Raw genomic sequence first — 10,507 nt, forward strand, 5'->3', positions numbered from 1 at the left:
CGGCCCTCATCGCCTCACGCGCCCACGTCTCCGAGCGCGGCGAACACCTCCCCCACCTGCCGGCGGAGGTCTTCGCGCGTCCCGGCGTTGTCGATGAGGTGGGTGGCCACCGCGCGCCGCTGCTCGCGCGAGGCCTGCGCCGCGATGCGGGCGCGGGCGTCGTCCTCACTCATGCCGCGATCACGCACCATGCGCTCGACCTGCAGGTCCTCCGGCGCATCGACCACGATGACGGCGTCGAACTCCTCAGCGCGCCCGGACTCCACGAGCAGCGGGATGTCGTGGACGACGACCGCGTCGACGGGCGCGGAGGCCTCGAGCTCGGCGTAGCGCTCGAAGACGAGCGGGTGCACGATCGCCTCCAGACGCCGGCGCTGCTCGGCGTCGGCGAAGACGATCGCACCCACCTTCGGGCGGTCCAGGTCGCCCGCGGGGGTGAGGACGTCGGCGCCGAACGCCTCGACGACGGCGGCCAGACCCGGCGTGCCGCGAGCGACCACCTCCCGGGCGATCTGGTCGGCGTCGATGACGACCGCCCCCAGCTCCCGCAGCTGTGCCGACACGGTGCTCTTGCCCGAGGCGATGCCTCCGGTCAGTCCGACGCGCATGGGGCGAGACTAGAGCGCGCACGCACGAACCGGCCCACTCCCCCTCACCCACCCCTGCCCGGACGGGCTGCACACGCTCCGACGGCCTCAGGCCGGCACCCGCTCGACGCCGAGCGCGGAGGCGGCGGTGGCCGAGCAGACCTCCTCCCAGGGCGTCGGCGCGAGACCGAAGCGCTCGGTGATGGCCGATGAGTCGAGCACGTAGGGCCGCTCGAACTGGTAGGCCGTCTCGCGCATCTCCCGCAGGAACGGGACGGCGAGACCGCCGAGGCCGAGCATCGCCCTCGGCCAGGGGCGCACCGCCACGGGCTCGCGGCCCGCGGCCCGGCACACGTCAGCGATGGTCTCGACCGAGGAGCGCGCCGGATTGGTGGGCGCGTGGCACACCCGCCCCCAGCCCTCGGGTTCGTCGACGAGGTGCACCATCGCACGAGCCATGTCGCGCACGTCGGTGTAGGAGTGCGGCAGGCGCGGGTCGCCGAACATCCGCACGGCCTTGCCCGCGAGCGCGCGCGGCGCCACGGCGGCCACGTGGGCCGAGGTGACGCCGGGACCCATGTAGTCGGAGCCGCGGATCTCGACTGCTCGCAGCCGCCCCGCCCGGTGGCGACCCATCGCCTCGGCCGTCATCGCGGCGCGCAGCGCTCCCTTGACCCCGGCGGCCGCGTCCGGCAGGTCCTCGGTCATCGCCCGATCCGGGTCCGACAGCGGGCCGTAGGCGTAGAGCGGGCCGGCGGTCACCAGCAGGGCGCCCGTGCGCTCGGCCGCGGTGAGGAAGGCCTCCGCGATGGGCGGCCACCACTGCGGCCACACGTCGTAGGACGGCGGATTCACCGCGTTGTGCATCGCGACGGATCCGTCGGCGAGCGTGGCCAGCGCGTCGGCGTCCGCGGCGTCCACCGCGACCCGGCGCACGCCGGGCAGGGCCTCGCCCGTGCCGCTGCGGCTGGCGAGGGTCACGCCTTCGCCGCGTTCAGCGAGCAGCAGGGCCGTCTGGCGACCGACGGGGCCGGCGCCGACGACGAGGTGATGACGGGTCATGGTTCTCCTCCTCAGAAAGCGAGAGCGGTGCTCTCTCTTCGAGAAGCATGGACCGCCGTCCCCGCAAATGCAAGAGCGGTGCTCTCATCTGTTGTCACCGCTCTCTCAACGCGACAGGATGGGGGTGTGACCACGGCACCACGCACAGCGCGCGCTCGGGCGCGCGAGGAGATCACCCGCGCGATCCAGCAGACCGCGCGCCGCCACCTCGGCGAGGTGGGCCCCGCCGCCCTGTCGCTGCGTGCCATCGCCCGCGAGGTCGGCATGGTGTCGTCCGCGGTCTACCGCTACTTCCCGAGCCGCGACGAGCTGCTGACGGCGCTCATCATCGAGAGCTACGACGAGCTGGGCGCGGCGCTCGAGACCGCCGACTCCTCCTGCGCACCGCAGGACGCGGCCGGACGACTGGGCGCCTACGCGCACGCACTGCGCCGCTGGGCGCGCGAGCACCCCCACGAGTACGCCCTGCTCTACGGGTCCCCAGTGCCCGGGTACGCGGCTCCCCCGACGACGATCCCCGCCGCCCTCCGGGTCTCGGCCGTCATCCTGCGCATCGCCGAACAGGCGCACCGGGCGGGCCGGCACCCCGCTGCCGCGCGGCCGCTGTCGGAGGCGGAGACCGCGGGCGTCGCCGGTGTGCGCTCGGCGCTGGCCGACGGGCAGCACGTCGACGACGCCCACCTGGTGCGCTGGCTGCAGGCCTGGAGCCTGCTCTTCGGCCAGCTCAGCCTCGAGCTCTTCGGCCACCTGCGCGGCGGCATCCTCGACGACGACGCCCACTGGGCCCAGACGATCGAGCAGCTGCAGCACGACCTGGGTCTGCAGTGAGCGTCCTCGTCACGCCGGAGCGCGGCGACCGCGTCGCACTGCTGGTGCCGGGCTCACCCGACTACGTCGACGCCGTGTGGCGCCTGCTCACCGTGGGCGCCCTGCCGATCCCCCTCGACCCACGCCTCACCCCCGCCGAGCGGGAACGCATCCTCGGCCCCCTCGACCCCACCCTCGTCATCGAGGACGACGCCGCACTCCAGGTCCTGCGCGGCCTGCTGCCGCCTCCCGGACTCCCCCTCGCGCGGCCGATGCACTGCACCAGCGGCACGACCGGCGTGCCGAAGGGCGTCTACTCGGGCGTCCTGAAGCCGGCACTGGCCGAGGCGCTGGTCGCGGAGGAGCGCGACCTGTGGGGCTTCGGCCCCGACGACGTCAACCTCGTGCTGAGTCCGCTCTACCACTCCGCTCCGCTGCGTTTCGCCCTCGGCACCCTGCTGGCGGGCGGCCGCATCGTCGTCCCCGGGCCGTTCGATCCGGCGGCCGTCACCGCGGCGATCGCCACCGAGCGGCCGAGCACGATGTTCTGCGTCCCGACCCACCTGCAGCGCCTCTTCTCCCACTGGGACGACGTCGGCTGGCCCGACCTCTCCTGCTTCCGGCTCGTCGCGCACGCCGGGGCTCCCTGCCCGACCGAGGTGAAGCGGCGCCTGGTCGAGGAGTTCCCCGCCGGCTCCACCTGGGAGTTCTACGGCTCCACCGAGGGGCAGTTCACCGCCTGCCGCTCCGAGGAGTGGCTCGAGCGCCCCGGCACGGTCGGGCGCGCCCGGCCCGGGCGCCGGATGATCGCCGACGACGACGGCACGCTGTGGTGCGTCGTGCCCGAGTTCGCCCGCTTCACCTACTACGCGGCACCCGAGAAGACCGCCGAGGCCTGGCGCGATACCCCCTGGGGTCCGGCCTTCACCGTCGGCGACCTCGGTCGCGTGGACGACGACGGCTACGTCTACCTCGACGGGCGACGCGAGGACCTCGTCATCAGCGGAGGTGTCAACGTCTACCCCGCCGAGGTCGAGCAGGTGCTCGGCACCTGCCCGGGGGTCGAGGACGTCGCGGTGTTCGGCGTGCCCGACACCCAGTGGGGACAGCGCGTGTGCGCCTGCGTCGTGGGCACGGCGAGCGAGGACGACCTGCGCGCCTTCGCGCGCGCCGAACTCGCCCCACCGAAGCGTCCCAAGGACTATCGCTTCGTCGCCGAACTGCCCCGCACGCTCACCGGCAAGGTGCTGCGCCGCCGACTCGCGGACGACGCAGCCGCCTCACCCGCCGGCCACTCGCACGCCGGCGATCAGCAGGCGAACTGACGTCGGTACGACTGCGGGCTCACCCCGCGCACGCGCGTGAAGTGGTGGCGCAGGGCGGCGGCATTGCCGAAGCCGACCTCGGCCGCGATGCGCTCGACCGGCTGATCGGTGCGCTCCAGCAGCTCCTCGGCGGCCGCGACGCGATGGCGGGTGACCCACTGGTGCGGCGTCGTCCCGGTCTCGTCGCGGAACCGTCGGGCGAAGGTGCGCGGCGACATGTGCGCGCGCCGCGCGAGCGTCTCGACGGCGAGGTCGTCGGCGAGGTTCTCCTGCATCCAGCTCAGCAGTGGGCCGAGGGTGTCGGCCGCGCACTCGGGCACCGCGCGGGCGATGTACTGGGCCTGCCCGCCGTCACGGTGCGGCGGCACCACGGCACGGCGGGCGATGGTGCTGGCCACCGCGGCGCCGTACTCCTGGCGCCACACGTGCAGCGCCGCGTCGAGTCCGGCCGCGCTGCCCGCTCCGGTGACCACCGGGCCGCTGTCGACGTAGAGCACCTCGGGCACCACGGTGGCCGCGGGGAACCGGTGGGCGAGCTCGTCGGTGTACATCCAGTGCGTCGTGCACTCGCGACCGTCCAGCAGGCCGGCGTGGCCGAGCGCGAAGGCGCCGCTGCACACCGACATGACCCGCGCGCCGCGATCGTGGGCGGCCACCAGCACCTCGAGGACGGCGTCCGAGGGCGCCTGGCCCTTCGGCATCGCCGGCACCGCCACGAGATCCGCGCTCGCGGCCCGGTCGAGACCGTGCTCGACCTGGAGGGAGAAGCCCATCGAGGAGCGCACGGGCCGCGCGCCCTCGGTGCACACGGCGAAGTCGAGCAGCGGGACGCCGTGGTCGCGGCGGTCGAGGCCGAACGCCTCGCAGAGCAGGCCGAGCTCGAAGGGGGCGACGCCGTCCACGGCGATGACGGCGACGTCGGTGAGCGGCACGGGTGGATCATCGCGCAGTCCGGGCCGCAGACGCCACGAGGGCCCCGACCGTGACGGTCGGGGCCCTCGTGCGTGCTCTACCGCGCTCGACGCGCGGCGGTGGTCACCGGCTGATCAGCAGATCAGTTGCCGCCGGTGAGCTTCTCGCGCAGCGCCTGCAGCGCCTCGTCGCTGGCGAGCGAGCCGCCGGCGTCCTCCTCGGGGGCCGAGGAGTAGGTGCTGGCCTCGCCGGCCTCGATCTCGGCCTGCTTGGCCTCGGCCTGCTGCTTGACGTGCGCCTCCCAGCGAGCGTGCGCCTTGGCGTACTGCTCCTCCCAGGTCGCGCGCTGCTCGTCGTAACCCTCGAGCCACTCGCCCGTCTCGGGGTCGAAGCCCTCGGGGTAGATGTAGTTGCCCTGCTCGTCGTAGGTGGCGGGCATGCCGTAGAGGGTCGGGTCGAACTCCTCCACGTCGCTCGAGACGGCGGTCTCGTTGGCCTGCTTCAGCGAGAGCGAGATGCGGCGACGCTCGAGGTCGATGTCGATGATCTTGACCATGACGTCGTCGTTGACCTGGACGACCTGCTCGGGGATCTCGACGTGACGCTCGGCGAGCTCGGAGATGTGCACCAGGCCCTCGATGCCCTCCTCGACGCGGACGAAGGAGCCGAAGGGCACCAGCTTGGTGACCTTGCCGGGCACGATCTGGCCGATCTGGTGGGTGCGGGCGAAGTGCTGCCAGGGGTCCTCCTGGGTGGCCTTGAGCGACAGCGACACGCGCTCGCGGTCCATGTCGACGTCGAGGACCTCGACGGTGACCTCGTCGCCCACGGTGACGACCTCGGAGGGGTGGTCGTTGTGCTTCCAGGACAGCTCCGAGACGTGGACCAGACCGTCGACGCCGCCGAGGTCGACGAACGCACCGAAGTTGACGATCGAGGACACGACACCCTTGCGGATCTGGCCCTTCTGCAGCTGGGTGAGGAAGCCGTGGCGAACCTCGGACTGGGTCTGCTCGAGCCAGGCGCGGCGCGACAGGACCACGTTGTTGCGGTTCTTGTCGAGCTCGATGATCTTGGCCTCGAGGGTCTGACCCACGTAGGGCTGCAGGTCGCGCACGCGACGCATCTCGACCAGCGAGGCGGGCAGGAAGCCGCGCAGGCCGATGTCGATGATCAGGCCGCCCTTGACGACCTCGATGACGGTGCCCTCGACGACGCCGTCGGCCTCCTTGATCTGCTCGATCGTGCCCCAGGCGCGCTCGTACTGGGCGCGCTTCTTGGACAGGATCAGACGACCCTCCTTGTCCTCCTTCTGGAGGACGAGCGCCTCGACCTTGTCGCCCACCTGGACGACCTCGGACGGGTCGACGTCGTGCTTGATCGACAGCTCGCGCGAGGGGATGACGCCCTCGGTCTTGTAGCCGATGTCGAGCAGCACCTCGTCGCGGTCGACCTTGACGATCGTGCCGTCGACGATGTCGCCGTCGTTGAAGTACTTGATGGTCTGGTCGATGGCGGCCAGGAAGTCCGCCTCCGAGCCGATGTCGTTGACAGCGACCTGAGGGGCGTTGTCGTCGTAGTCGCGCAGGATGGCGGGCGAGAGGGTGCTGGTCATGGAGTGTGGACAGTCCTTGGATGGGCAGATGCTCGAGGGGCCGTGATCGACGGGTCGCCGGTCGCGGGTCCGTGATCGCAGGGAGAACACCCTGACGACACGCGGACACTCCAGCGTACGCGTACCGCGCTCGGCGAGTCCAACTCGCAGGGGCCTATCCTCGCCGGGTGCCCGACTCCCCCAGCACGCCCGGCACCTCCGAGTGGCCCGTCCCCGAGGTGAGCGCCCACCGACGCCCCGCCGACGAGGTCGAGTCGCGGCGCGCGAACGGCGCCGACTGGGACCGCTACGCCGACGAGTACCAGGCCACCCACGGCGACTTCCTCGGCGACATCGGCTTCGTCTGGGGTCCCGAGGGCGTGCGCGAGGACGACGTCCGGGTGCTCGGCGAGGTGGCGGGGCGCGACGTCCTCGAGGTGGGCTCGGGAGCCGGCCAGTGCTCGCGCTGGGTGCGGGCGCGGGGTGGACGCGCGATCGGCCTGGACCTGTCGCACCGTCAGCTGCAGCACTCGCTGCGCATCGACGACGCCACCGGCGTGAGCGTGCCGAGCGTGCGCGGCACCGCCACCCACCTGCCGTTCGCCGACGGCTCCTTCGACGTGGTCTTCTCCTCCTTCGGCGCCCTGCAGTTCGTCGCCGAGATCGAGCAGGCCGTGGCCGAGACCGCACGGGTGCTCCGCCCGGGCGGACGCTTCGCCTTCTCGATCACGCACCCGACCCGCTGGATGTTCCCCGACGACCCCACCGAGGAGGGGCTGACGGCCACCCAGTCGTACTGGGACCGCACCCCCTACGTGGAGGTGGACGACGAGACGGGCGCCACCGCCTACGTCGAGCACCACCGCACCCTCGGCGACTGGGTCGGACTGCTCGCGCGCGCCGACTTCCGCCTCGTCGCGCTCCTCGAGCCGGAGTGGCCCGAGGGCCACGAGCGGCTCTGGGGCGGCTGGTCCGGTGTGCGCGGCCGGCTCACCCCCGGCACGGCGATCATCGCCGCCGACCTCGACCCGCGCTGACTCGGCCCAGGGACGCCGACGGCCCCGCGAGCGGTGCTCGCGGGGCCGTCGGGCAACGGAGGATCAGGCGTCGACCAGGGTCCGGCCGTCCGCGCGCTCGACGCGCACCTGCGAGCGGCGTCGCGCGACCAGCAGGGCGGCCGCCGCGAGCAGCGCGCCTCCGCCGATGAACCCGACGAGGGGCACCACGCGGGTGATGAGGGCGATCGAGGAGCGGTTGGACTCGGCGTCCGCGACGTTGGCCGAGATCTGGCCCTTGGTGAAGCCGACGCTGAGGTCGAGCACCTTGGTGCCGTCGGCCAGCCAGCGCTCCTGCTGCTCGGTCTGGTTGATGATCGAGCCGGTGGCCGGCTCGACGTAGATCTCCTTGGTCGAGCTGTAGACGCCCGGGGTGTTCGGGGCGACGTCGATGGCGACCTTCTCGGCCTGCACCTGGAAGACGTAGGTCTGCAGGCCGTCGATGCGCGCGGTGCGCTCGAAGGTGGCCGGCAGCTCCTCGCCGATGGTGGAGTCCCAGTAGGTGTAGTCGCGCTTCGCGGTGTCGAAGGGCCACTTGTTGATCAGACCCTTGGTGGCCACACCGCCGGCGTCCTGCACCTTCTGCGGCAGACGCGAGGTGCCGACACCCTCGGCGGTGACCCGGTCGGAGCCGAAGACCAGCGAGCTGCCGGTGACGAGCTCGTCGGTGGGCACCACGATGCGGTTCGGGTTGCGCTGGTCGAAGCAGCGGCCCTCAGCGCCGAACGCGACGCAGGAGCGCTGGCTCCACACGACCGTGCTGTCGTCGGAGACCGACGAGTCGACCATGGTGCGGTTCTCGGCGTAGATCGGCTTGGTGATCATCCGGCCGGAGGTGTCGATCTTGGCCGCCTCGCCGGTGAGCAGCGTGGTGGTGTCGACCTTGAGCGGCGTCTTCTTGACCACGCCGGGCGCCCAGACGGACGCGATGATGCCGGCGACGAGCAGGAAGAAGCCGATCCCTGCCAGTGCCGGCGCAAGGTGCTTGCGCATGTTGAGTGTTCCCCTCCCAAGGAATGTCGGACGCCCCTCCCAAGGCGCCCATCAGCGCAGTATGGCAGCGGTCACAGGCCGATCCGGCCTTGTCACGGCCCACTCGGCCAAGATCTGACCGATCGGACATTTCTCGCGTGGTCCGCCGCCGGCGGTCCGGGAGATCGCGGGGGCCGCTCGCGCGCCGTGCGATAGTGCGCCCGTGTCGACCGTCGCCGCTGCGCCCCCGATGGCCGCGCGCGCACGGCGCTGGTGGTGGCCCTCCGTCGCCGTCCTCCTGGCCGCCCACCTCGCACTGCGGGGCTGGGCCGCCTACGGCGCCTTCTGGTACCTCGACGACTACCGGCTGGTGCGGGAGGGCGGCGATCGCCCCTTGGCCAGCCGACTGCTCGAGCCGTACGACGCACAGTTCATGCCCCTCGGGCGCGCCCTGGCCTGGCTGGCGGCTCGCGCTGATCCGGCCGACTACCGGATCCTCGCAACGATGTCGCTCGCGATGGCGGCCGCCGCGGCGTGCTCGTGCCTGTGGATGCTCGTGACGCTCTTCGGGCGGCGCCCGGGCGTGCTGGCCGTATGGGCGCTCTACCTCTCGACGGCGATCACCGCTCCGGCGTACCTCTGGTGGGCCGCGGGCCTGAACCAGATGCCCCTTCAGAGCGTCTTCTTCCTCGCAGTCGGCGCGTGGGTGCGCCACCTGCGCGGCGATGGCCGACGCTGGCTGACGGTCCTCGCCGCCGTCCTGACCATCGGGCTGGGGTCCTACGTCAAGACGCTGCTGGTCTTCCCTGTGCTGGCCTTCGTGACCGTCGCCTACTTCAGCCGGGGAGGGCCCGTCGTCCGTCTCGCCGACGTGCTGCGTCGCCACTGGGCGGCGACCGCCGCGGGCGTGCTGGGCGCCGGCGGCTATCTCGTCTACTACGTGACGACCGCTCCCCAACTCGCCACGGTCCGCCGCCCCGGGGTGGCCGGGGACCTCGCTCGCGAGATGCTCGGCACCACCTTCGCCCCGGGGCTGCTGGGCGGCCCCTGGCGGTGGGACGACGTGATCGCTCCGGTGGCGCAGGCCGATCCGCCGCCGGCGGCGGCCGTGGGGAGCTGGCTGGTCCTCGCAGGTGGCGCCGTCGTCCTCGGCCGGCTGCGGCGGCGCACCGGGCGCGCCTGGTTCCTGCTCGGGTCCTACGTGGCGGCCGACTACCTCCTACTCCTCACCACCCGCGCCCAGGTGGTCGGAGCGGTGACGGGTACCGAATACCGCTACCTCACGGACGCCGCCTGCGCGGCGGTCCTGGCGCTGGGGCTCGCGACGATGGAGCTGCCGGGCGCAGCGGAGTCCAGCGAGGCCCGGTTCCCCCGTGGGCGGACCGACGCCCGTGCGCGGCCACGGAGCACCGGTTCCCGACGACCCACGGCCGTCGCCGTGACGGCCGCGACCGCGGTCGTCGCCGCCGTGACGATCGGCGGGGTCAGCAGCACCGTCACCTACGCGCGCTCGTGGCACTCCGGCCACCCGGGCAAGACCTATCTCGAGGCGACTCTGGCCGATCTCGACGCCGCCCGCGCCTCGAGCGGTGGCGCGCCCGTGCGGATCGACCTCGAGGACCAGGTGCTCCCCCAGCGGGTGACGGGCGCGCTGAACCTGCGCGACAGCTCATCGCGACGCCTCCTGAGTCTGCTCAGCGACGTCGCACGCTTCCCCCCGGCGACCGAGCGACCCCACCGCCTCGACGATTCCGGCCGGGTCGTCGCGGCGGACATCGACCCGAGTGCCACCACCGGCCGTGGACCTCAGCCGGGATGCGGGTGGCGACTGCAGGCCCCCGGAGGCGTGCGACTCGCTCTCGATCGCCCGCTGGTCGACCGAGGCTGGTGGGTCCGCATCGACTACCTGGCGGCCGACGACTCCGCTCTCGACGTCGAGGCCGGCCGGTCCACCCGTGTCGTCGACCTGCGGCGGGGTCTGCACCGACTGTTCGTGGCGGTCGACGGCGGGTTCGACGCCATCGGTCTCGGTGGCACCGATCCCGGTGTCACGGTCTGCGTCGACCAGGTGCAGGTCGGCCTGCTCGCAACCGCCGCAGGCGACGACACCCCCGGCCCCGACGGCTCCCAGGAAGGACCGACGCCGTGACCGTGCGCACAGCTCCCGAGGCACTCTCGGAGGCCCCGACCGGC

Annotated in this window: 9 protein-coding genes; 4 read left to right on the forward strand and 5 right to left on the reverse strand. The window is 72.7% G+C overall.

Going from position 1 to position 10,507, the window contains the following annotated elements; translation table 11 throughout:
• Nucleotides 1–14: 14 nt before the first annotated feature.
• The gene (coaE, locus tag ACERUN_RS15190; protein ID WP_370290875.1) at nucleotides 15–608 is read right to left on the reverse strand and encodes a dephospho-CoA kinase; all 594 of its coding nucleotides are present in this window, start codon (nucleotides 606–608) and stop codon (nucleotides 15–17) included.
• Nucleotides 609–695: 87 nt separating this feature from the next.
• A complete protein-coding gene (locus ACERUN_RS15195; protein ID WP_370290876.1) occupies nucleotides 696–1,649 on the reverse strand; it encodes an NAD-dependent epimerase/dehydratase family protein in 954 nt (317 codons plus the stop codon).
• 126 nt (nucleotides 1,650–1,775) lie between these two features.
• On the opposite strand from ACERUN_RS15195, the gene ACERUN_RS15200 reads away from it, so the two are divergent.
• The gene (locus ACERUN_RS15200) at nucleotides 1,776–2,477 is read left to right on the forward strand and encodes a TetR/AcrR family transcriptional regulator (protein ID WP_370290877.1); all 702 of its coding nucleotides are present in this window, start codon (nucleotides 1,776–1,778) and stop codon (nucleotides 2,475–2,477) included.
• Nucleotides 2,474–3,781 (forward strand): class I adenylate-forming enzyme family protein, encoded by a 1,308-nt coding sequence (locus tag ACERUN_RS15205; protein ID WP_370290878.1) that lies wholly within the window; start codon nucleotides 2,474–2,476, stop codon nucleotides 3,779–3,781. The genes ACERUN_RS15200 and ACERUN_RS15205 overlap by 4 nt, the downstream gene beginning before the upstream one ends.
• On the opposite strand, the gene ACERUN_RS15210 is transcribed toward ACERUN_RS15205, so the two are convergent.
• Together ACERUN_RS15210 and rpsA are read right to left on the reverse strand one after the other, a co-directional pair.
• Nucleotides 3,766–4,713 (reverse strand): GlxA family transcriptional regulator, encoded by a 948-nt coding sequence (locus tag ACERUN_RS15210; protein ID WP_370290879.1) that lies wholly within the window; start codon nucleotides 4,711–4,713, stop codon nucleotides 3,766–3,768. The genes ACERUN_RS15205 and ACERUN_RS15210 overlap by 16 nt on opposite strands.
• A gap of 122 nt (nucleotides 4,714–4,835) precedes the next feature.
• Complete coding sequence (gene rpsA / locus ACERUN_RS15215) at nucleotides 4,836–6,308, reverse strand: 30S ribosomal protein S1 (RefSeq protein WP_370290880.1); 1,473 nt, start codon at nucleotides 6,306–6,308, stop codon at nucleotides 4,836–4,838.
• Nucleotides 6,309–6,475: 167 nt separating this feature from the next.
• Here rpsA and ACERUN_RS15220 point away from each other — a divergent pair, with 167 nt between their 5' ends.
• Nucleotides 6,476–7,324: a class I SAM-dependent methyltransferase gene (locus ACERUN_RS15220; RefSeq protein ID WP_370290881.1), complete on the forward strand. Its 849-nt coding sequence runs from the start codon at nucleotides 6,476–6,478 to the stop codon at nucleotides 7,322–7,324.
• A 63-nt stretch (nucleotides 7,325–7,387) separates the two neighbouring features.
• Here ACERUN_RS15220 and ACERUN_RS15225 read toward each other — a convergent pair whose 3' ends face one another.
• On the reverse strand, nucleotides 7,388–8,335 hold the full coding sequence (locus ACERUN_RS15225; RefSeq protein WP_370290882.1) for a DUF3068 domain-containing protein: 948 nt from the start codon (nucleotides 8,333–8,335) through the stop codon (nucleotides 7,388–7,390).
• 202 nt (nucleotides 8,336–8,537) lie between these two features.
• Here ACERUN_RS15225 and ACERUN_RS15230 point away from each other — a divergent pair, with 202 nt between their 5' ends.
• Nucleotides 8,538–10,463: a hypothetical protein gene (locus ACERUN_RS15230; protein WP_370290883.1), complete on the forward strand. Its 1,926-nt coding sequence runs from the start codon at nucleotides 8,538–8,540 to the stop codon at nucleotides 10,461–10,463.
• Nucleotides 10,464–10,507 lie beyond the last annotated feature (44 nt).

This window comes from Nocardioides sp. (assembly GCF_964229035.1).
In the GTDB taxonomy this organism is placed as follows: Bacteria; Actinomycetota; Actinomycetes; order Propionibacteriales; family Nocardioidaceae; genus Nocardioides.

Excerpts from the sequence above, each read along its gene's own strand:
- coaE (WP_370290875.1), bottom strand. The coding sequence starts at position 608 with ATGCGCGTCGGACTGACCGGAGGCATCGCCTCGGGCAAGAGCACCGTG.
- ACERUN_RS15195 (WP_370290876.1), bottom strand. The coding sequence starts at position 1,649 with ATGACCCGTCATCACCTCGTCGTCGGCGCCGGCCCCGTCGGTCGCCAG.
- rpsA (WP_370290880.1), bottom strand. The coding sequence starts at position 6,308 with ATGACCAGCACCCTCTCGCCCGCCATCCTGCGCGACTACGACGACAAC.
- ACERUN_RS15225 (WP_370290882.1), bottom strand. The coding sequence starts at position 8,335 with ATGCGCAAGCACCTTGCGCCGGCACTGGCAGGGATCGGCTTCTTCCTG.